18 protein-coding genes are annotated in these 20,002 nt (G+C 56.7%); 12 read left to right on the top strand and 6 right to left on the bottom strand.

Annotated features, from left to right (window positions below; genetic code table 11):
• The first annotated feature begins 12 nt into the window (after positions 1–12).
• Entirely contained in the window at positions 13–2,652 is a 2,640-nt protein-coding gene (gene glnD, locus ACHZBF_RS06485) for a [protein-PII] uridylyltransferase (RefSeq protein ID WP_321527982.1), read from the top strand.
• A 64-nt stretch (positions 2,653–2,716) separates the two neighbouring features.
• Here glnD and ACHZBF_RS06480 read toward each other — a convergent pair whose 3' ends face one another.
• Positions 2,717–4,126 (bottom strand): mannose-1-phosphate guanylyltransferase/mannose-6-phosphate isomerase, encoded by a 1,410-nt coding sequence (locus ACHZBF_RS06480; protein ID WP_321527981.1) that lies wholly within the window; start codon positions 4,124–4,126, stop codon positions 2,717–2,719.
• A gap of 307 nt (positions 4,127–4,433) precedes the next feature.
• Here ACHZBF_RS06480 and ACHZBF_RS06475 point away from each other — a divergent pair, with 307 nt between their 5' ends.
• Positions 4,434–5,234, top strand: a complete 801-nt coding sequence (locus ACHZBF_RS06475) for an undecaprenyl-diphosphate phosphatase (RefSeq protein WP_029133028.1) — start codon at positions 4,434–4,436, stop codon at positions 5,232–5,234.
• Positions 5,235–5,575: 341 nt separating this feature from the next.
• On the opposite strand, the gene lysA is transcribed toward ACHZBF_RS06475, so the two are convergent.
• From lysA to ACHZBF_RS06460, 3 genes are all read right to left on the bottom strand, one after another.
• A complete protein-coding gene (gene lysA / locus ACHZBF_RS06470; protein WP_029133027.1) occupies positions 5,576–6,829 on the bottom strand; it encodes a diaminopimelate decarboxylase in 1,254 nt (417 codons plus the stop codon).
• A 123-nt stretch (positions 6,830–6,952) separates the two neighbouring features.
• On the bottom strand, positions 6,953–8,179 hold the full coding sequence (locus ACHZBF_RS06465) for an LL-diaminopimelate aminotransferase (RefSeq protein WP_273439006.1): 1,227 nt from the start codon (positions 8,177–8,179) through the stop codon (positions 6,953–6,955).
• Positions 8,180–8,442: 263 nt separating this feature from the next.
• Positions 8,443–9,249, bottom strand: a complete 807-nt coding sequence (locus ACHZBF_RS06460) for a DUF2189 domain-containing protein (protein WP_321527980.1) — start codon at positions 9,247–9,249, stop codon at positions 8,443–8,445.
• Positions 9,250–9,816: 567 nt separating this feature from the next.
• Here ACHZBF_RS06460 and coxB point away from each other — a divergent pair.
• Genes coxB through ACHZBF_RS06435 form a run of 5 tightly spaced genes read left to right on the top strand, consistent with a single transcriptional unit; the run spans position 9,817 to position 14,175 of the window.
• Positions 9,817–10,941 (top strand): cytochrome c oxidase subunit II, encoded by a 1,125-nt coding sequence (coxB, locus tag ACHZBF_RS06455; RefSeq protein ID WP_321527979.1) that lies wholly within the window; start codon positions 9,817–9,819, stop codon positions 10,939–10,941.
• Between the two features lie 14 nt (positions 10,942–10,955).
• A complete protein-coding gene (ctaD, locus tag ACHZBF_RS06450; RefSeq protein WP_321527978.1) occupies positions 10,956–12,566 on the top strand; it encodes a cytochrome c oxidase subunit I in 1,611 nt (536 codons plus the stop codon).
• Positions 12,563–12,703 (top strand): hypothetical protein, encoded by a 141-nt coding sequence (locus ACHZBF_RS06445; RefSeq protein ID WP_321527977.1) that lies wholly within the window; start codon positions 12,563–12,565, stop codon positions 12,701–12,703. The genes ctaD and ACHZBF_RS06445 overlap by 4 nt, the downstream gene beginning before the upstream one ends.
• The gene (locus ACHZBF_RS06440; RefSeq protein ID WP_321527976.1) at positions 12,700–13,272 is read left to right on the top strand and encodes a cytochrome c oxidase assembly protein; all 573 of its coding nucleotides are present in this window, start codon (positions 12,700–12,702) and stop codon (positions 13,270–13,272) included. The genes ACHZBF_RS06445 and ACHZBF_RS06440 overlap by 4 nt, the downstream gene beginning before the upstream one ends.
• A gap of 30 nt (positions 13,273–13,302) precedes the next feature.
• Complete coding sequence (locus tag ACHZBF_RS06435; protein WP_029133022.1) at positions 13,303–14,175, top strand: cytochrome c oxidase subunit 3; 873 nt, start codon at positions 13,303–13,305, stop codon at positions 14,173–14,175.
• 10 nt (positions 14,176–14,185) lie between these two features.
• On the opposite strand, the gene ACHZBF_RS06430 is transcribed toward ACHZBF_RS06435, so the two are convergent.
• On the bottom strand, positions 14,186–14,401 hold the full coding sequence (locus ACHZBF_RS06430) for a twin transmembrane helix small protein (RefSeq protein ID WP_245621693.1): 216 nt from the start codon (positions 14,399–14,401) through the stop codon (positions 14,186–14,188).
• A gap of 79 nt (positions 14,402–14,480) precedes the next feature.
• On the opposite strand from ACHZBF_RS06430, the gene ACHZBF_RS06425 reads away from it, so the two are divergent.
• Genes ACHZBF_RS06425 through cyoE form a run of 3 tightly spaced genes read left to right on the top strand, consistent with a single transcriptional unit; the run spans position 14,481 to position 16,754 of the window.
• On the top strand, positions 14,481–15,215 hold the full coding sequence (locus ACHZBF_RS06425; RefSeq protein WP_029133020.1) for an SURF1 family protein: 735 nt from the start codon (positions 14,481–14,483) through the stop codon (positions 15,213–15,215).
• Positions 15,215–15,847, top strand: a complete 633-nt coding sequence (locus tag ACHZBF_RS06420; RefSeq protein WP_321527975.1) for an SCO family protein — start codon at positions 15,215–15,217, stop codon at positions 15,845–15,847. The genes ACHZBF_RS06425 and ACHZBF_RS06420 overlap by 1 nt, the downstream gene beginning before the upstream one ends.
• Positions 15,831–16,754: a heme o synthase gene (gene cyoE, locus ACHZBF_RS06415; protein ID WP_321527974.1), complete on the top strand. Its 924-nt coding sequence runs from the start codon at positions 15,831–15,833 to the stop codon at positions 16,752–16,754. The genes ACHZBF_RS06420 and cyoE overlap by 17 nt, the downstream gene beginning before the upstream one ends.
• On the opposite strand, the gene ACHZBF_RS06410 is transcribed toward cyoE, so the two are convergent.
• The gene (locus ACHZBF_RS06410) at positions 16,718–18,115 is read right to left on the bottom strand and encodes a cbb3-type cytochrome c oxidase subunit I (protein ID WP_321527973.1); all 1,398 of its coding nucleotides are present in this window, start codon (positions 18,113–18,115) and stop codon (positions 16,718–16,720) included. The genes cyoE and ACHZBF_RS06410 overlap by 37 nt on opposite strands.
• A 74-nt stretch (positions 18,116–18,189) precedes the next feature.
• Between ACHZBF_RS06410 and ACHZBF_RS06405 the strand changes: the two genes are divergently transcribed.
• Positions 18,190–19,212 carry a COX15/CtaA family protein gene (locus tag ACHZBF_RS06405; protein WP_321527972.1) on the top strand — a complete coding sequence of 341 codons (1,023 nt, stop codon included), beginning with the start codon at positions 18,190–18,192 and terminating at the stop codon, positions 19,210–19,212.
• Between the two features lie 10 nt (positions 19,213–19,222).
• Entirely contained in the window at positions 19,223–19,885 is a 663-nt protein-coding gene (locus ACHZBF_RS06400; protein ID WP_321527971.1) for an SCO family protein, read from the top strand.
• The last annotated feature ends 117 nt before the right edge of the window (positions 19,886–20,002 follow it).

The following is a 20,002-nucleotide window of genomic DNA, read 5'->3' as shown; positions in this document are numbered from 1 at the left end:
CGGTTCCCGCCAATGACCTCCGAAATAAGTTTCGACCCTGGCCAGTTTGCCAGTCAGCTTGAAGGGGCAACCAACCCGCTACCGATATTCCGTAACGCCATCAAACAGGTCTATCAGGTACTCAAGACCCGCTTTGAACAGGGCGACCCGATTACCGCATTGGTGCCGATGCGCGCCCAGATGATCGACAACCTGCTGCTCCAGGCCTGGAAGTTGAAAATGCCTGCCGATGCGGAAGCAGCCATGATTGCGGTCGGTGGTTATGGCCGCATGGAACTCCACCCCGGTTCCGACATCGACTTGATGATTCTACTGGATGAACAGGACCCGGATCGCCATTCCGAAACCCTGGCCGAACTGCTGACCTTCTTCTGGGATATTGGACTCGAAGTGGGCCACAGTGTCCGCACAGTTGCCGAGTGCGTCAGCGAGGCAAAACAGGACATTACCATCGCCACCAATATCATGGAGGCCCGACTGCTGGCCGGGCAGGAGGCCTTGTTCCAGCAGATGCAGGCTTCCACCGGTCCGGACAGTATCTGGCCGAGCGAGCGGTTTTTTACCGCCAAGTGGGAGGAGCAGAAACAGCGCTATCTCCGGTATGAGGAGACCATCAGCAATCTGGAGCCCAATATCAAGGAGAGTCCGGGTGGCCTGCGCGATATCCAGATGATTGGGTGGGTGGTTAAGCGCCACTATGGCGCCAAGACCATGCACGATCTGGTGGTGCACGGTTTCCTGACCGAAGAGGAGTACCTGGATCTGATGGACTGCCAGGACTATCTCTGGCGCATCCGCTTCGCGCTCCACCTCCTGACCGGGCGCCGGGAGGATCGCATTCTGTTTGACTATCAACGCACCCTGGCCTCCCAGTTCGGCTACGAAGACGATAAACAGGAGCTGGGAGTCGAGAAATTCATGCAGCAGTATTATCGTACCGCATTGCGTCTGCGGCGGATGAACGAACTGCTGTTGCAGCTGTTCCAGGAGGTGATTCTGCTGAAATGCCACCTCGATGAGCCGAAGCCGATCAACCGTCGGTTCCAGTCCAGAAGCGGTTTTCTGGAGGTGGTGCACAAGGACATATTTACCCAGTATCCGCTGGCGCTTCTGGAACTGTTTCTGGTCATGGAACAGCATCCGGAACTGAACGGCGTCAGGGCGAGCACCATCCGGCTGATTCGCAAGCACCGGCACTTGATCGACGACGATTTCCGCGCCGACATCCGCGCGCGCAGCCTGTTCATGGAGATCCTCCGTCAACCCGTCGGCATCACCCACGAACTGCGGCGCATGAACCGCTATGGCATTCTGGCCCGCTACATTCCCGCCTTCCTGAATATCGTCGGCAGAATGCAGTACGACCTGTTCCATGTATTCACCGTGGACAAGCACACCCTGTTTGTCGTGCGTAATCTGCGGCGTCTGACGGTGCCGCAGTACCGTGGCGAATTCCCGCTCTGCAGCGATATCATGGAGAAACTGCCGAAACCCGAACTGATCTACATCGCCGCTATCTTCCACGATATCGCCAAGGGCCGCGGCGGCGACCACTCCGAACTGGGTGCCAAGGATGCCTGGGACTTCTGCAAACTGCACGGCCTGAGCGACTATGACAGTCGCCTGGTCTCCTGGCTGGTGGAAAAGCATCTGCTGATGTCCATCACCGCTCAACGCAAGGACACCAGTGATCCGGACGTGATCCGCGATTTTGCCCAGATGGTGAAAAACCCCGTGCATCTGGACTATCTCTACCTGCTCACCATGGCGGATATCCGCGCAACCGACCCAAAAAAGTGGAACAGCTGGAAAAACTCCCTGCTCCGGGAACTCTACATCGCCACCAAACAGGCGCTGCTGCGCGGCCTGCAGAACCCCCAGGAGCGGGATGAGATTGTGCAGAACAAGCAGGCCGGCGCCCTGCATCTGCTGAAATCGGAAGGGTTGGACCCGGACAGCGCGATTGCACACTGGACGACTCTCAGTCTCGATTACTTTCTCTACCATACCTGGGAGGAGATCGCCTGGCAGACCCGGATGATCCTCGCCAGCACACCGGAGCAGCTGCCGTTAGTGCTGTTACGTAAATCCAGCACCCGCGGCGGTAGCGAGATTTTCCTCTATGCAGCGGACCGGGATGACCTGTTCGCCATCATCACCAGCCTGCTCGATCAGCTGGGCCTGAACATTGTCAGCGCCCGTATCGAAACCACCCATACCAACCTTACGCTGAACAGTTTCCTGGTACTGGAACAGGACGGCAGCCCGGTCGAAGAGGCCGGCAGAAGAGACGAGATCTGCGACCTGCTGAGAGACACCCTGATCGATCCGGAATCTGCCAATCTCGTCGTATCCCGCCGTATCCCCAGGCGGCTGAAACACTTCTCCACCCCAACCCGCATCGACTTTGTGCAGGACTACGGCAATCAGCGCACCATCATGAAACTGCTGACCGATGATCGCCCCGGCCTGCTCTCTCAGGTCGGCTATGCCTTCGCAAAATGCAAAATAAAACTGATCAACGCCAAGATCGCCACCATCGGCGCCGAGGCGGAAGACACCTTTTTCATCACTGATAGAAATGACAAACCGCTCGCCAGCCGCGAGCAGTTCGAGGCGCTGGAGAAAGAGATACAGGAGCGCCTGCGCTGACAGCGCCGTGAATTCACCCGGCGTGTTGCCCGGTCAGCTACAGGAGTTGCAGGTATAATTCAGTTTAGGATTCTGTCCTGCCATACAGGTCTTCAAAGCGGACGATATCATCCTCACCCAGGTAACTGCCGGTCTGGACCTCCACCATCTCCAGCGGTATGACCCCCCGATTCTCCAGGCTGTGGGTGGTGCCGATCGGGATATAGGTGGACTGATTTTCGGTCAGCAGCAGCACCTCTTCACCCCGGGTGACACTGGCGGTGCCCTTGACCACGATCCAGTGCTCGGCCCGGTGGTGGTGCATCTGCAAAGACAGCTTGGCGCCCGGATTGACCACGATCCGTTTCGCCTGGTGCCGTTCCCCCAGATCGATGGAGTCGTAGTAGCCCCAGGGGCGATACACCTTGCGATGCAGTTCGCTCTCACTACGCCCGGCAACCCGCAACAGATCGACAATCTGCTTCACTTCCTGCACCCGGGACTTGGGCGATACCATCACCGCATCATCCGTCTCCACCACCACCATGTCGTCCAGGCCAACCACGGCCACCAGTTTGTTCTCGGACTGGATATAGGAGTTGTGGGTATCGACACTCAGCACGTCCCCCTTCAGTGAATTGCCCTGACCATCCTTGGTCGTCACTTCCCATAGCGCCGACCACGACCCCACATCATTCCACCCGGCATCCAGAGGCACCACGACTGCCCGGTCGGTCTTCTCCATCACGGCGTAATCTATGGAATCCGCCGGACAGGCGGTAAAGGCATCCTTGTCCAGTCGGACAAAATCAGGCGACCGCCTGCTGCTCGCATAGGCATGCTTGCAGGCGGCAAGCATCTCCGGGTGATGCCGTTCCAGTGCTTGCAGATATTGTGAGGCCTTGAACACGAACATGCCGCTGTTCCAGTAATAGTCGGAAGAACTGACATAGCCTCGAGCCGTTGCCAGATCCGGCTTTTCGACAAAGGAGTCAACGGTATAGATATTATCCCAAGCGCCCGCTTCTCCCCGCCGGATATATCCATAACCGGTCTCGGGTCCGGTCGGCACCACACCAAAGGTTACCAGCCTGTCTGCCGTCGCCGCCTCAGCCGCCCTGGCGATCGCCGCATGGAAAGCCGGCATGTCCACGATGACATGATCCGCGGCGAGCACCAGCAACAGTTCATCCGGTGATTCCGCCGCCAGGGCGGCCAGTGCCACCGCAGGCGCGGTATTGCGCCCTACCGGTTCCAGCAAGATGGCCTGGGCGGTGACACCCATCTCGCGCAACTGCTCAGCCACCATAAAGCGATGATCCTCATTACATACCACGATGGGTGCGGCGATCCCCTGCAGACCATCCAGGCGGATAAGGGTCTCCTGGAGCATGGTATTGTCCGTTACCAACGGCAGGAATTGCTTGGGATATTGACTGCGCGACAGAGGCCACAGCCGCGTGCCTGAACCACCCGAAAGAATCACCGGTATCATTTCAACTCCCCTGGATCACTGTTTCCATAAGTCTATAGCATTTTGCGCCGCGTTGACGACCAGGTGATGAGGCCACGACGCGCAAGCGGTACCTCCATGCGGACAAACAGTGAAATGTCACATGAAAACAACCGGGCAAAACGGTATGATGGCACGCCAGCAGAATCGACCCAGGACGTATTGGCGTGAGATCCGGAACAGATGCGGTAGATGGACAAGACAGCCAGCGGAGTGTCATAACGAAGCATCAATATAGCCCTGGCAGCCTGCTCTCCACTACTCCTTTATAATTCACCCGCCAATTGACATGGATAGCCTGCAGATTTTCCTACTCGCCATAGTTCAGGGACTGACCGAGTTCTTGCCGATTTCCAGTTCCGCCCATCTTATCCTTACGCCAATGCTTTTCGGCTATCAGGATCAGGGGCTGGCCTTTGATGTGGCGGTTCACCTGGGATCACTGCTGGCGGTTACCACCTTCTTCAGGCATGAACTGCTGGATATGGCTGGTGATTTTTTTCGCTCACTGATCCGGGGGGCACCCCAGACACAAAACTCGCAAATGGTATGGCTGCTGATCCTGGCAACCCTGCCCATCATGATTGCCGGCGAGCTGTTTATCTCCCTGGTTGAACACGATCTGCGATCGATCTGGGTGATCGCCGCAACCACCATCCTGTTCGGCCTGCTGCTGTTCTGGTATGACAGGAAAGGCACCCAGTTGCGGGATGAATATTCAACCGACTGGCGTGACGCCCTGACTATCGGGCTGTTTCAGGTGCTGGCTCTGATACCCGGCACATCCCGATCGGGCATCACCATGACCGCCGGCATGATGCTGGGACTGACCAGAGAGGCCGCATCACGCTTCTCCTTTCTGCTCTCGATACCGACCATCCTGATGTCCGGCAGCTTGGTGACACTGGAACTGATTACTGCCCGGACAGCGGTGGACTGGTCGGCGATGCTTTTCGGCGCCCTGCTCTCCTTTGTCTCCGCCTACCTCTGCATTCACCTGTTTCTGCAGCTGATCGGGCGGATCGGCATGCTGCCGTTCGTCATTTACCGGCTGCTGCTGGGTGGCCTGTTGATCTGGATTGCGCTTTGAACATTAGCGATTGGCTGTAGATTGAATGCGGCCTTTGGCCCCTACAAATACACGCGGATCATATTGGGATCGGGATTAAGATGACTGATGGGCACGCCCCTCGCCTGGGCGTCACAAGTAGCTGTAGGTCGCGTTAGCCGAAGGCGTAACCCGACAAAGCCCGGATGCGGTGGATGCGCATCGCTGCACTCAGCACGCCCTGCATCCCCTGTTTACCGGAATAGCTGAATAGTCGCACACTATTTTCGTTTATTCGCGTTCACTCGCGGCTAAAGTTCGACGTTGGGGTTCGTTCCTCACCCCAACCTACCAACTCCAACCCCGATACGATTATGAACCTGTTACGGCCTAAAACTGTCCGGTTCAAACCGCAGGGTGGCAAACAGATCCTCCAGGGTCTCCTCCCGCCTGATCAGTTCGACCGTGCCGTCACAGCACAGCAGCAGCTCCTTCGGTCGCGCCTTGCCGTTGTAGTTAAAGCCCATGGCGTGGCCGTGGGCGCCCGTGTCGTGGATGCAGATGAGGTCACCGTCACTGATTTTCGGCAGGCTGCGCTGGATGGCGAACTTGTCATTGTTTTCACACAGGGAACCGGCCACATCCACCACCTCATCCCCGCCCGATCTGCCGGGCACGGTAATATGGTGGTAGGCCCCGTACATGCCGGGACGCATCAACGCCGACATGCAGGCGTCGACCCCGATATATGTGCGGTAGATCTCCTTGCGGTTGATCGCCTGTGTCACCAGCACTCCATGGGGACCGGTGATATAGCGGCCACTCTCCACATACATGCGCGGCGCATAGCCGTGCCGTTGCTTGAAACCGTCAAACAGCGCGGTGATCTCGCGTGCCATCGCGGCGATATCCAGGGGCTGGTCCTCGGGGCGGTAGGGAATACCCAGACCACCACCGATATTGACAAATTCAAACTGAATGCCCAGTTCACCGGAAATCCACTCCACGCTCTCCAGCAGCATCCGGGCGGTCTCCACCATATAGCTGTAGTTGAGCTCATTGGAGGCCAGCATGGTGTGCAGGCCAAAACGCTTTGCGCCGCGCGCCTGGGCCTTGCGGTAGGCATCCAGCAGTTGATCGTGGGACACCCCGTACTTGGCCTCCACCGGGGTGCCGATAATGCTGTTGCCGGTACGCCGCTCACCCGGGTTATAACGGAAGCAGATCAGTTCCGGCATCTCCGGCACCTTGTCCACCAGACTGATATCGTCCAGATTCAACACGCAGCCGCCTTCCGCTGCCGCCGCCTTGAAGTCGGTCTGGCTGGTGTTATTGGAGGTGAACATAATATCCTCACCCCGGGCGCCGGCAGCACGGCTCAGTTGCAGTTCCGCGGTCGAACTGCAGTCAAAACCGAAGCCGAGGGAGCGCATGATTTCCAGAATGCGGGGATTGGGCAGCGCCTTGACCGCATAGTACTCCCTGAATCCCTCAATACCGGCAAACAGCCGATTCAGCGTCTCACCCGTCTCGCGGATGCCCTGTTCGTCATAGAGATGGAACGGGGTGCCGAAGTGCCGTGCGATTTCTTCGATGTGGGGGTAGAGGCGCTGTTCAAAATCACTGGAAATGGGCATGGTCTGTTTCCGATCACTCGCTGCTGTCAATAACACGCCGACACCAGGTCGGGTGAATAACCCCGCCCATCGTGAAATGGTACGGGGCTATATACTGGGTTAAGTTAATTATGGTCCGGTAAATCAGAGGATTTTGCTGATCCGCTCCATCGCCTCGGTGACATTCTCATAGCTGTTGAATGCACTGATACGTATATAGCCTTCCCCGCACTTGCCGAAACCCGCGCCGGGGGTGCAGACCACCGCCGCCTCATTCAGCAGGCGATCGAAAAACTCCCAGGAGTCACATTTGCTGTCAATCCAGATATAGGGGGAGTTGACACCACCAATGCACTCATAGCCCAACGCCTCCATCTTTTCACGGATATATTTCGCATTGTTCAGATAGTAGGCGATCAGCTCCTTGATCTGCGCCTGGCCCTCCGCGGAATAGACCGCCTCGGCGGCACGCTGCACCGGGTAGGAGACACTGTTGAACTTGGTGGTATGGCGGCGATTCCACAGCGAATGCACCGAAACCGCCTGACCCGCTTCGGTATAGGCCATACACTCCTTTGGGACGACCGTATAGGCGCAGCGGGTCCCGGTAAAGCCGGCGGTCTTAGAGAAACTGCGGAACTCAACTGCCACTTCCCGGGCACCCTCCACCTCATAAATCGAACGAGGCAGACCCGCATCCTGCACAAACGCCTCGTAGGCGGCATCAAACAGGATCAGCGACTTATTGGCCTTGGCATAATCCACCCACTGTTTCAACTGCTCCCTGGTTGCGGTCGAACCGGCTGGATTATTGGGGAAACAGAGATAGATCAGGTCTACCGGTCGATCCGGTAGATCAGGAATGAATCCATTGTCCCGGTTGCCATCCAGATAGACCAGATTTTCGTAACGACCCAGTTCAGCATCCCAGCTACCACTGCGCCCGGCCATGACATTGGTATCCACGTACACCGGGTAGACCGGGTCCGGGATGGCTACAGTGATATCGGTGGAGAAAATCTCCTGGAAATTGCCGCTGTCGCATTTGGCCCCGTCACTGACGAACACCTCATCCGCGTCAACCTGTGCACCGCGTGCCTGAAAATCATTTTTGGCAATCGCTTCACGCAAGAAGTCATAACCCTGCTCCGGACCGTAGCCATGGAACGTGGCATCATTGGCCATCTCATCAACTGCCAGGTGGAACGCCTTGACACAGGCGTCAGGCAGCGCCCGGGTCACATCACCAATACCCAGTTTAATCAGCTTCTTGTCCTGATTGGATTGCTGAAATGCGTTGACGCGCTTGGCAATATTCGAAAAGAGATATGAAGCCTGTAGCTTCTGGTAGTTTTCATTAATCTTGATCATCTGGACACCTTGGTTCACCGCGCTTAACGCCTGGGGGAATACAATTCACCAGCGGAATACTGATCCGTACCATAGAGGCTTTCCAGCCCCTACTGTCCGGCTCAATCAGCATCCGCCAGTTGCAAACCGCGTAGTATAGGATATCCGCTTCATCCAGGCCATATCAGAGGCTCCTCCGGGTGGGGAGGGGGGGAGACACCATTGTACTGACGATGGATCAGAAACGGGACACGCCAGGAGAACGTATGGCTGCGGACTGACGCTCAGTCAGACCCAACCTGCGGTTGCACCAAATCATGATAGGCGTGCCAACTGGCATGGCCGATCAGTGGCATAAAGATAACCAGGCCGATAAACAGGGTGACCAGCCCGAGTCCGACAAACATGACAATCAGCGCCGCCCACAGCAGCAACGGTCTGGGATTGGTTGAAACACAGCGGATACTGGTGATCACTGCACTCATCACATCCGCATTCCTGTCCATGATCATGGGCACCGAAATCACGCTGATGCAGAAAACAGCGAAGGCAATAATACTGCCTGAGAGTATACCCGCAGCCATGAAGGCGGGGCTGTCTCCGGAGAAAAACAGCACATCAAGCGCGGATGCAAAATCGGGAGTTATCCCAAAAAAGAAAATGGCGAACACCATGTTGGCCAGCATCATCCAGACCAGGAACGCCAGCATCAGGATCAGCCCCATGGCCAGAAGACTGAAAGGCGCTCTCCGCCAGGACATCAGGCTACCCAGGAATGTCGGCTGGTCGCCCAGGGCGAGTGAGCGACTGACATCGTACAATCCGAAGGCAAGCAGTGGCGATATCAAAAAAAACCCGGCTGCCAATGCAGGAATAAAAAAGATCATGCCGATTGAGATTAACAGCGTCACCAGCAGATAACTCGACGACAAGAAAACCGCGCCGTATGAAAGACTGATCCATGGTGCCGCCTTGAGATCACGCCATCCTGCCGCGATCCACTGCCATGGATGATCGAGAGTTATAACATTAACTTGCGGTAGACTGACCGGCAGATCCACATCGAGGGCCGTATTCTGATTGAGCGTCATTTCAACATCCTGCTGATTCTGAAACCGCATCGGTTAATGCGCCATGACCCACTTATAATCAGCCCAACATCAATCTTCAAGCCCAGAAACTGAATGGTAATCGTAGATACAGCGAATCAGTCCTGCGGCACCCGGACCCAACCGTGCCAACATCCCAATCCAAAACGATTCCCCAGCGATATTTCCATGCCATCGGTTCCAGGGAAGACATTGCGTTTCGGGAAGAATGGGCCATACTGACTTTAAGTATTTACGCTCTGTGATTGAAAAACCGGCGGGTTCCCCTGAATCTCATGGGGTTGCCAGCAACTGATACAGACCGGATACTGAGGGCGTATCAATAATAAACCCAGGCATCAACAATAACCCGTGATTCCACCTGGTTAGATGCGTCTGCAACTATTTCAGAACTGAACCTGAACCCGGGGTTGCTTCCTGATTCAGAAAACCTTGGCTATTTCAAACCAACAATTACACGGATTCATAACGCATAAATTAATAACAGGATATGCAGCTTAATATCTGACCCGCAGTCATTCACACGTGATAAAGAGGGGAAGAGTAGTTATGTGCAGGAGATTCACCACTGTTAGCAGCCTCCTTCTGCTAACCGCCGGGTTGGCGGGATTCCAATCGACCCAGGCAGAGTACGGCATTAACTTCCCTCCCCCGGCCGCGGATGTCGCACAGGAGATCTACGACATCCACATGCTGACCATGCGGATTGCGACCTTCCTGCTGCTTGTTGTTTTCTCCTTCGTCATCTACTCACTCTACTTCCATAGAAAAAGCCGTGGCTATCAGGCCGACCAGAACTTTCACAACACCTGGTTCGGCAACTGGTCCTGGGTCATCGTGCCGGCCCTGGTGCTGGGAGTCGACCTAACCATCGCCAGTAATGCCGACACGGTACTGAAAAAAGTCTGGGATGTGCCGAAGGATGAAAAGCTCATGGACGTCAAGGTGACCGGGCACCAGTGGTGGTGGGAGTTCGACTATCTCGATCACGGCATCAAGGTGGAGAGCCGTTACATACCCGAGGAGAAGGCCGGCGACCTCTATCTCAGGGAGGTGGATAACCGGCTGGTCCTGCCGACCGACACCAAGATCCGCTTTCTGCATACCTCGGCCGATGTACTGCACGCCTTCTGGGTACCGGAACTGGCTTTCAAAAAGGACGCCATTCCCGGCTATGTCACCGAAACCTGGTCTGAAATAAACCGTGAAGGGGTGTTTCGCGGCCAGTGTGCCGAGCTGTGCGGCACCTGGCACTCACGCATGCCCCTGGTGGTGGAATCCGTTTCACCGGAAAAATTCCAGGAGTGGGTGAACGAGCAACAGGCAATCAAGGTGGCGACGGCGGCCGAGGCGGCCTCGACAAAAACCTGGAGCAAAAACGAACTGATGACCAAAGGCAAGGCGCTCTATGAGACCAAATGCGCCGCCTGCCACCAGGTGACCGGTCTGGGTCTGCCACCCGCCTTTCCGCCCCTGAACGGCTCGCCCATCGTCAATGGCCCGGTCGAAGGCCATCTCAACATGGTAATCAATGGCAAACCGGGTACCGCCATGCAGGCATGGGGATCACTGAATGATCTTGAAATCGCCGCCATTGTCACTTACGAACGTAACACCTGGGACAACAAGACCGGGGATACGGTACAGCCGACAGACGTCGCCCTGGCCCGCTGAAGGAGTTGAGGAACATGAGCTATACCAACGCCCTGCATGATGAAGCTCACCATCACGCCAACCCGACCGGATGGCGACGCTGGCTGTTCAGCACCAATCACAAGGACATCGGCACCCTCTACCTGTTGTTCGCCCTGACCATGCTGTTCATGGGCGGCGCCAGCGCCATGCTGATCCGCGCCGAACTGTTTCAACCGGGCATCCAGTTACTGGACCCCGACCTGTATAACAATCTGGTGACCAACCACGCCCTGCTGATGATCTTTGGTGCCGTGATGCCGGCGGCTGCCGGTCTGGCCAACTGGATGATTCCGCTGATGATCGGCGCACCGGACATGGCGTTGCCGCGCATGAACAATCTCAGCTTCTGGATTCTGCCCGCGGCCGGCACCATGCTGATACTCTCGTTCGTCGTCCCCTTCTTCCCCGGTGGTGGCAGCCAGATCAATACCGGCTGGACCCTCTATCCGCCCCTCTCGGTGCAGGTGGGTATGTCCATGGACTTCCTGATCTTCGCCATTCACCTGCTGGGCATCTCATCGGTACTGGCCTCCATCAATATTATTGTCACCCTGCTGAACATGCGCGCTCCCGGCATGAGCCTGATGCAGATGCCGATCTTTTGCTGGACCTGGCTGGTGACCGCGTTCCTGCTGATCCTGGTGGTGCCGGTACTCGCCGGTGGCGTCACCATGTTGCTGTTCGATCGCCATTTCGGCACCAGTTTTTTTGATGCCGCCGGTGGTGGTGACCCGGTGCTGTTCCAGCACCTGTTCTGGTTCTTCGGTCATCCCGAAGTCTATGTACTGCTACTGCCCTCCATCGGTGTGCTCTCCCACATCATACCCACCTTCGCGCGCAAACCGCTGTTCGGCTACAAATCCATGGTCGGTGCCATGATCGCCGTCGGCACCATCGGCATGGTGGTCTGGGCGCATCACCAGTACACCATTGGCATGTCACTGGGCGCGGTCAGTTATTTCATGATCGGCACCATCATCATCTCCATACCGGTCGGCCTGATGATTTTCAATTTCATCGCCACCATGTGGCGGGGCGCCATGACTTTTGAGACGCCCATGCTGTTTGCGGTAGCCATTATCCTGATGTTCACGTTCGGCGGTCTCAGCGGGGTGATGCTGGCGGTGGTGCCGGCAGACATGCAATACCACGACAGCATGTTTGTGGTGGCCCACTTCCACTATGTACTGATGCCGGGTGCGGTATTCGGTCTGTTTGCCGGCGTGTTCTACTGGCTGCCGAAATGGACCGGTCACATGTATGACGAACGGTTGGGCAAGATATTTTTCTGGATCAACGTGACCGGCTTCAATCTCACCTTCTTCCCGCAGCATTTTCTCGGCCTGGCCGGCATGCCACGCCGGATCATCGACTACAACGTCATGTTCACCGAGTTCAATGCCATCTCCAGTGTCGGGGCGATGATTTTCGGCTTCAGCCATCTGCTGCTGCTTTACATCATTATCAAAACCATACGCGGCGGCGAACCAGCCACCAACCGGGTCTGGGAGGGCGCCAAGGGCCTGGAGTGGGAAGTCGCCTCCCCACCACCCTTCCATACCTGGGAAACGCCCCCGCTGATCCGGCAGGAGCAGACTTCATGAACCCGCGTGACGATCAACTGAGACACAAAAACAGACGCTTGGCATGGATTCTGGGCGGCTTCGCCCTGCTGGTGCTGATCACCTCATTCCCCTTCTGGCAGAACATCTTCAAGATGTTGGGAGAGGCGGCAAAATGAATACCGAAGCTCGGGTCCGTAACAAGCGCCGCACCATCTGGCTGCTGTCACTGCTGGTGCTGGGCATGTTCGGATTCGGCTTTGCCCTGGTGCCACTCTATGACGTGCTTTGCCAGATAACCGGCATCCAGTCCGTCAGCCTACGCAGTGCGGGAGAGATCGCCAACCCGGCTTCCGAACAGGAAGATTCACGACTGATCACCATCAAGTTCGACACCTCGGTTCATCCCAATCTGCCTTGGGATTTCAGTCCGGTCGAGCGCAATCTGCAGGTGCATCCTGGCAAGTTGTATCAGGTTGATTTTGCCGCCCGCAATCGTAGTAGCGAACCGGTCACCGGGCAGGCTATACCCAGCGTGGCACCCTGGCAGGCAACCGCCTTTCTGAACAAGCTGGAGTGCTTCTGCTTCAATCAGCAGACCCTGGCAGGTCGACAGTCTGTTGATATGCCGTTGCGTTTCATGATCTCTCCCGAGCTTCCGCAGGAGATCCGCTCATTAACGCTCTCCTACAGCCTGATGAAACTGGAAAACGCACCGCCTGAACCAAACAAACGAGAGAAGGGTTAGCCTCATACACCAACATCAGGATTGAGACCTATGTCATCGTCAGAGCAACGCACCGCTTACTTCATCCCTGAGCCCAGCCCCTGGCCAATCGTCGGCATGGTCTCGCTGCTGACCACGCTGATTGGTGCCGTCCTGGCGATGAACGGTGTCGTGGTCGGAAAGTTTATCGTCATGGGTGGACTGCTGCTTTTCGCCTACTTGTTGTTTGGTTGGTTCCGCGACGTGATATCCGAGAACCTCGCCGACCGCTACAACCAGCAGGTGGATCGTTCATTCCGCATGGGTATGTTCTGGTTCATTGCCTCGGAGGTGTTCTTTTTCCTCGCCTTCTTTGGCGCCCTGTTCTATATCCGCAACATTGCGCTCCCCTGGTTGGGCGGCGACGGCTATCTTGGTGCTACCCGCGAGATCCTCTACAGCCAGTTCGACCCGGCCTGGCCCAGTCATGGTCCGGGCGCACTGGGTGGTGATTTCAAAGCAATGGGCGCCTGGGGGATACCAGCAATCAACACCCTTCTGCTGCTCTCCAGTGGCGCTACCATTACCTGGGCGCACTGGGGTCTAAAACAGGATAATCAGAAAACCCTGGTACGGGGACTGATGGCCACCATCGGACTGGGCCTGCTGTTTGTGGGTTTTCAGGCATACGAATATATTCATGCCTACGGCGAGCTGAATCTGACCCTGCAGTCGGGAGTCTACGGCTCAACCTTCTACATGTTGACCGGCTTCCACGGTTTTCATGTCACCATGGGCGCCATCATGCTTATGGCGATCCTGGGCAGAAGTATGAAGGGCCATTTCAGCACCCATAATCACTTCGCCTTCGAGGCCGTAGCCTGGTACTGGCATTTTGTGGACGTGGTCTGGCTCGGTCTGTTTATTTTCGTTTACTGGTTTTAATCGCCCGGAATCAGATTCCGTGCGGCTGTAACAGACCGGTCAGATAACCCAGGATCAACAGTGAAAAGAGCACGAAAGAGAGCACAATACGAACGGTCAGCGCCTTGACCACCCGGGTCTTGTCGTTTTTTCCATCATCCTTGGCAAGGTAGTACATACCCTGAAAGAGTGAGACCAATATAAAAATGAGAACCAGAATGACCGGCAGCTTGATAAAAATATCCACGACGTCCTCCCTTCTCCCATGGGAATTAACCGGAGGCGAGAAACAACAGCGCATGCCCATGCACATACTATAGACCGCCATGCAGATCTCGACATTGCAGTTTCAACCGCGTCCGATTCCAACACTGTTTCTGTTGTTGATCCTGCTACCGCTGTTTCTCTCGCTCGGTTTCTGGCAACTGGATCGCGCCCAGCAGAAACGCACCACTGCCAACACCATGGAAACACGGCGCAAGCTCCCACCCCTGATCGTGTCGGAACAACCGCTAACGGCAGAAGAGATTGAGTTTCGCACGCTCTCGGTCAGCGGCCAATTTGTCCCGGCCGGGCAGTTGTTGATCACCAATCGCAAGCATCTCGGCAAGCCGGGTTATCATGTCATCACACCGCTGCGCCTCCAGGGCAGCAACCGGCATCTGCTGGTGAACCGGGGCTGGGTAGCCGCCGTGAACAACCACCCGCCCGCCATCGAGACACCTACCGGACCCATCACCCTGAGCGGCGAAACCAACATCCCTTCACCCCCGGCGATTGAGCTTGAGTTTGATCTGCACAACTCCATCCTCTGGCCCTTCCTGACCCTGGAAAACTACCGGGCATGGTCCGGACTCGATATCTTTCCCTTTGTTATCCTGCAGTCACCTGACTCCCCGCACGGCTTTGTGCGCGCCTGGGCCAGCGCCAGACCTGGCGAGGGGATGCATCTTGGCTACGCGATACAGTGGTTTGCCTTTGGATTGCTATCGCTGGCACTCTGGTTGAGACTTTCGCTGACGCGACTATCCTCTCTGGTAACAGCAAAGGAGAACCGCTGATGCAATCCATCACCAACGGCCGGTCCTACATACCACTTCTGGTGCTGATACTGCTGTTTGGTCTGCCACCTACAGCCGGCTGGCTCTACGTCATGAATCCGCAATGGCTGCCGGACAAACATAAAAACAATGGGACTCTGGTATCCCCCCCCAGACCATTGCAGTCACTGCACCTGAAGGATGGCAATAACCGGAATTTTGACTGGAGTACCCTCTCCGGTCGCTGGCTTCTGATCTCCCGCAATCGCGGTGTCTGTGCTGACGACTGCCGGCAACAGTTACAGGCACTGCGACAGATAAGGCGAGCAGTCGGCGCGGAGCGGATACGGGTTGAGCAGCTGCTGATTCAGGAAGCGCCCGTGGCCGAACTCTTTACCGACACATCGGACACACACGCCGAAGACCTGAACATCCTTTACCTGGACCCGGATCAACTAACAGAGTTCGAAAGACTCTTTTCAGTTTCCGGCATCGATCCGGGCAGGGCTACTTACCTGGCGGATCCCAATGGCATGCTGATGATGGGTTACACCGCGAGCAGCCCGAAGAAAGACATCCTTAAAGATCTCGAGACGCTGCTCAAGGCGTCTCGCAACTGGACAACAGGAGTAAACAATGGCCACGACGGGTGAACTATCAATCCTGAACCAGGGCACCATCACCTGGCGCCGTTATTATGAGATGACCAAGCCCAAGGTGGTTCTGTTGATCGCCTTTACCGCCCTGGTGGGGATGCTCCTGTCAACCCCCGGTGCGGTGCCGCTGAAACTGCTGCTGTTCGGGCTGGCCGGAATTTCGCTGGCAGCCGCCTGCGGCGCGGTGATCAATCACATCCTCGACCAGCGTATCGATGCACTGATGGAGCGAACCAGTCGACGCCCCATCCCCAGTGGCCGGATGGATACGCGCCACGCAGTCGGTTTCGCGTTGCTGCTGGGGATAATTTCCATGCTGATGCTGGCCACCCAGGTAAATCTGCTGACCGCGGGACTTACCTTTCTGGCCCTGATCGGCTACGCCTTCATCTACACCCTCTACCTGAAGCGCACCACCCCGCAGAATATCGTCTGGGGTGGCCTGGCCGGCGCCGCGCCGCCCCTGCTTGGCTGGTGCGCCATTACCAACAGCGTGCCGCTGGAGGCGTTTCTGCTACTGCTGATTGTATTTATCTGGACACCGCCCCACTTCTGGCCGCTCGCCATCCACCGCCGACAGGAGTATGCCCGCGCCAGTATTCCGATGCTGCCGGTGACCCACGGCGTCGACTTCACCAAACAACAGATACTGCTTTACAGCCTGATGCTGCTGGCCGTTTCACTGATGCCGTTCGTGATCCACATGAGTGGCTATCTCTATCTGGCGGGCGCCTTTGCACTGGGGGTGGGATTCGTTTATCACGCCTTTGTACTCTGGCGCAGCGATGACAACCACCATGCCATGAAGACGTTCGGCTACTCGATTGTCTATCTGAGCCTGCTGTTCGCACTGCTGCTGGCTGACCATTATCTGGCGCTGCTGCTGCCGGGACTGGGCACCTGATCATCCAGTGTCTGCACATCGGGACCTTCCCAGAAGGCGCGCAACATGATCCAGACGAACAGAATGCCGCCAATAACCGCCAGCAATCCGCCGATGCCCACAACGCCCATGGCCAGCTTGGCCTGGATGCTCTCCAGCCCCTGGGCGGCACCCGCGGTTTTTCGCTGTATACCCAGAAACCCGGAAAACGCCAGACCACCTATATGCAGCATCTGCCCCACTCCATAGACAATCGGTTGAGCCGTGGCCAGCCTGCCTTCCACCCTGGCATAACCCAGGGCCGGCAGCAGCAGGTAGGCAAACCCCATCAGGGCCAGAGTCACACCCACAATGGAGCCGTGATAATGGGCTGGTATCACTGTATTCACGCCGCGAATCAGCATGGCCAGCAAACCGCCGGAGGCAAACAGCAGCAACGAGAACCAGAGCGCCAGACGCAACGGACGTTGCGCCGGAGCCGCCGCCTGGCGGTTTTTGAACAGCGCATACAGCACCAGCAGACCAACCGGGATGGCGGGAATGCCGCCGCCATACTGCATCAGGCGGGTGTGGGCGATGCGCATACCGGCGGAGACCGGCGCGTGATTCAGATAGATGACAAAGGTCCAGAGTATCGGCAACAGCCCCAGCAACAGCAGACCATTCAGCAGGCGCGGCGACAACGGGATACGCACGCCACCAGCTGCCAGCAACAGCAGCCAGGCCAGCAGCAGCATCTGGGTATAGGCAAACTGCAGCACATGCCCCGCGCCCCAGAACAGATACTCGTAATAGGCTACACCATCCAGCTCGGCGGGCAGATGCAACCAGGTGTAGAACAGCACCCCTATCGCCATGGCACAGGCCACCGCGACGGTCAGGGCGACAACATTCACCAGACCGGTCTGATCAGCAGACAGGTCGGCCGGTCGAATCCGCAACAGCAGCAGCGCCAGGCGCAGAGCCACACCGATGCCCACCAGACCCAGGCTGATAAAGAACAGCGGCCGCTGCAGAACCGGGACATAGTTATTCATCAGCGGCATACCCTCACCGATGAAGGCAGAAAGCGCGATGCCCAGGGTACCTGTCAGGGTCAGTCCCAACGCAACACGCCTCAACCCGACTGGTCCCTGCGGCACACCGGCCAGGGACCAGATCACACCGGCCATGGCGAGCGACCAGATCAACACCGACTGATCCACATGCACCACCAGTGCGGTGCGAAAAAAATCGATCCAGGGGAAAAAGCGTTCCATACCGGGAGAACGGGAGAGCACCAGCAGAATGGCGAACAGACCGGCAATGGCCAGTGCCAACACCCCCAGTTGCAGCCAGCGCCGCGCTTCATGCTGCTGTGTCGGACTCAACGGTTCAAGCACTTGTCTCCCACCCCTTTGATCTATATAAACAATCTATCAATAATTTTATCAAAGCCCGGACAACAAACATTGCGATGCAGAATATCTCACTGACTCATGCCCGGTTTGCCCTGACTCTCACGCTGCTGGCACTGCTGGTTATCGTACTGGGGGCCTATGTCCGGCTCTCCGACGCGGGGCTCGGCTGCCCTGACTGGCCAGGCTGTTACGGCAATCTCATCGCCCCTACCAGTGAAGTGCAAATCGCCTCTGCCAACAGCGCCTACCCTGCACATCCGGTTGAGGTAGAGAAGGCCTGGAAAGAGATGGTACATCGCTATCTGGCCGGAGTGTTGGGATTGGCAACTTTGTTTCTGGCAGTGTTATCAATCCGTAATCGAAACCTGACCGGGCAACCCCATCTACTGATCTGGCTCCTGGTACTGGTCGTCGCCCTGCAGGCCGTGCTGGGCATGTGGACTGTCACTCTACTGGTTAAGCCGGCCATCGTCACCTCTCATCTGCTGGGTGGTTTTATCGTCGCGGCCCTGCTCTGGACTCTGACCCTGCGCCTGTACAGCCCAACACTCAATCGTTATGTTGTCAGCCGCGCCGGCCGGCTGCTGTGGTTTTCCAGGATCGGCCTGGTTGTCCTGCTGCTACAGATCCTCCTGGGTGGCTGGACCAGCACCAACTATGCCACCATCGGCTGTACCGAGTTCCCCACCTGCCACTCCGGCAGCTGGTGGCCGAACATGGATTTCAGCCAGGCGTTCACCCTCTGGCATGGGACCGGGATCAACTACGAATACGGGATTCTCAGCGCGGAGGCACGCACCGCCATTCACATGACTCACCGTATTGGAGCGTTGATAACGGCAGCTTACCTGTTGTTCCTCAGCATTTACCTCTGCCGCACCGGCAGGTCGGTTATCACCCGGCAACTCGCCTGGGCCGTGGGTATATTGCTGATATTGCAACTGGGGCTGGGTATTACCAATGCAGTGAGTCATCTACCACTACCGGTAGCGGCCGCGCATAATGGAATTGCCGTGCTGCTGCTGCTGACGCTACTGACACTGAACTGGCAATTGAAACGCGCCTACCGGATGGAATGAGGCAGAGTCCATGATGCAACAATCAACAGACCACAAACCCAGACGACGCTGGTTGATTCCAGTCGCCGTATTCATGATTGTTTTCGGCGTCAGTTTCAACCTAATACTCAGGCAGGCCAACGAGCCATTGGAAAGTACTCAATCCACCCCTCTGATCAGCGGTACGCTGATCCCTGATCCTCGCCCATTGACCCCCTTCCGCCTGACAGACCACAACGGTGGCGAGTTTTCCCAGGAATCGATCAAGGGCAGCTGGCATCTCCTTTCGTTTGGCTATACCCATTGTCCCGATATCTGTCCAACCACGCTGGCCATGTTGGCACGACTGGCTGACCGGATGCGACAGGAATCGCTCAACGCAGAAATTAAAACCGCCTTTATTACCATCGATCCGGAACGGGACACACAAACCGTACTCGCCAGCTATGTGCCCTATTTCGACAGCGCATTTCTCGGTGTTACCGGAGACCGGCAGGCGCTGGATAAACTCACCGGACAACTGGGTGTACTGTACGCCCGCGTGGATACTGAACAGAGCGGCATGGGCTATCTCATGGACCACTCCACCAGCATTATCCTGACCAATCCAGCAGGTGAATTCCAGGCCTTGTTTGGTGCGCCACACGAAGTTGAGGCCATGGCTCAGGACCTGATTCGCCTCATCACCCGGTGATGTCACGCCTCCTGTCCGCCAGTAATCCTGATAAACACCCAACCAGACTGTTGTTTATTATTCAGCTATTCTCAACTATAGAGAATCATGAAAGCAATAGACTCAGGAGGAGTGAAT

The organism is Sedimenticola selenatireducens, from assembly GCF_963675335.2.
GTDB classification, from domain to species: domain Bacteria; phylum Pseudomonadota; class Gammaproteobacteria; order Chromatiales; family Chromatiaceae; genus Sedimenticola; species Sedimenticola selenatireducens.
Note: the sequence above shows the minus strand (reverse complement) of the source record. Positions and strands in the feature narration are given on the sequence as shown.

Bases quoted from the DNA above. Each gene is read 5' to 3' on its own strand.
- glnD (WP_321527982.1), top strand. From the start codon at position 13: ATGACCTCCGAAATAAGTTTCGACCCTGGCCAGTTTGCCAGTCAGCTT.
- ACHZBF_RS06480 (WP_321527981.1), bottom strand. From the start codon at position 4,126: ATGATACCGGTGATTCTTTCGGGTGGTTCAGGCACGCGGCTGTGGCCT.
- ACHZBF_RS06475 (WP_029133028.1), top strand. From the start codon at position 4,434: ATGGATAGCCTGCAGATTTTCCTACTCGCCATAGTTCAGGGACTGACC.
- lysA (WP_029133027.1), bottom strand. From the start codon at position 6,829: ATGCCCATTTCCAGTGATTTTGAACAGCGCCTCTACCCCCACATCGAA.
- ACHZBF_RS06465 (WP_273439006.1), bottom strand. From the start codon at position 8,179: ATGATCAAGATTAATGAAAACTACCAGAAGCTACAGGCTTCATATCTC.
- ACHZBF_RS06460 (WP_321527980.1), bottom strand. From the start codon at position 9,249: ATGACGCTCAATCAGAATACGGCCCTCGATGTGGATCTGCCGGTCAGT.
- coxB (WP_321527979.1), top strand. From the start codon at position 9,817: ATGTGCAGGAGATTCACCACTGTTAGCAGCCTCCTTCTGCTAACCGCC.
- ctaD (WP_321527978.1), top strand. From the start codon at position 10,956: ATGAGCTATACCAACGCCCTGCATGATGAAGCTCACCATCACGCCAAC.
- ACHZBF_RS06445 (WP_321527977.1), top strand. From the start codon at position 12,563: ATGAACCCGCGTGACGATCAACTGAGACACAAAAACAGACGCTTGGCA.
- ACHZBF_RS06440 (WP_321527976.1), top strand. From the start codon at position 12,700: ATGAATACCGAAGCTCGGGTCCGTAACAAGCGCCGCACCATCTGGCTG.
- ACHZBF_RS06435 (WP_029133022.1), top strand. From the start codon at position 13,303: ATGTCATCGTCAGAGCAACGCACCGCTTACTTCATCCCTGAGCCCAGC.
- ACHZBF_RS06425 (WP_029133020.1), top strand. From the start codon at position 14,481: ATGCAGATCTCGACATTGCAGTTTCAACCGCGTCCGATTCCAACACTG.
- ACHZBF_RS06420 (WP_321527975.1), top strand. From the start codon at position 15,215: ATGCAATCCATCACCAACGGCCGGTCCTACATACCACTTCTGGTGCTG.
- cyoE (WP_321527974.1), top strand. From the start codon at position 15,831: ATGGCCACGACGGGTGAACTATCAATCCTGAACCAGGGCACCATCACC.
- ACHZBF_RS06405 (WP_321527972.1), top strand. From the start codon at position 18,190: ATGCAGAATATCTCACTGACTCATGCCCGGTTTGCCCTGACTCTCACG.
- ACHZBF_RS06400 (WP_321527971.1), top strand. From the start codon at position 19,223: ATGATGCAACAATCAACAGACCACAAACCCAGACGACGCTGGTTGATT.